Below are 472 nucleotides of genomic sequence, written 5' to 3'. Positions count from 1 at the left end.
GAGAAGGATCTGCGTGCCTTCCTGGACGCGCAGCTCGCTGACGTCATCGGTACCTCCTCCGAGCTCGATGCACGCGACGTTGTGCTCTACGGCTTCGGTCGCATTGGCCGTCTGCTCGCCCGCATCCTGATCGCGCGTGAGGCAATGTACGGCGGTGTGCGCCTGCGTGCGGTGGTGGTGCGCAAGAAGGGTGACATTGACATCATCAAGCGTGCCTCCCTGCTGCGACGTGACTCTGTCCACGGTGCGTTCAACGGCACGATCACCGTTGATGAGGAGAAGGAAATCATCTGGGCCAATGGCACCCCGATCCAGATGATCTACGCCAACGACCCGGCTGAGATTGATTACACGGCGTACGGCATTAACAACGCCATCGTCGTCGATAACACTGGCGTGTGGCGCGACCGCGAGGGTCTGTCCCAGCACCTGCAGGCCAAGGGTGTGGACCGCGTGCTGCTCACCGCGCCGG

General features: G+C 62.3%; 1 protein-coding gene. It reads left to right on the top strand.

The window, feature by feature from the left end; all coding sequences use genetic code 11:
• A partial coding sequence (locus tag HMPREF2656_RS05190; protein WP_305764528.1) for a glyceraldehyde 3-phosphate dehydrogenase NAD-binding domain-containing protein occupies positions 1 to 472 on the top strand: 472 nt, incomplete at both ends.

The sequence above is a fragment of the Corynebacterium sp. HMSC034B08 genome, from assembly GCF_001835805.1.
Lineage (GTDB): Bacteria > Actinomycetota > Actinomycetes > Mycobacteriales > Mycobacteriaceae > Corynebacterium > Corynebacterium coyleae.
The sequence above is the reverse complement of the archived record's forward strand: the minus strand, read 5'-3'. Positions and strand labels throughout refer to the sequence as shown.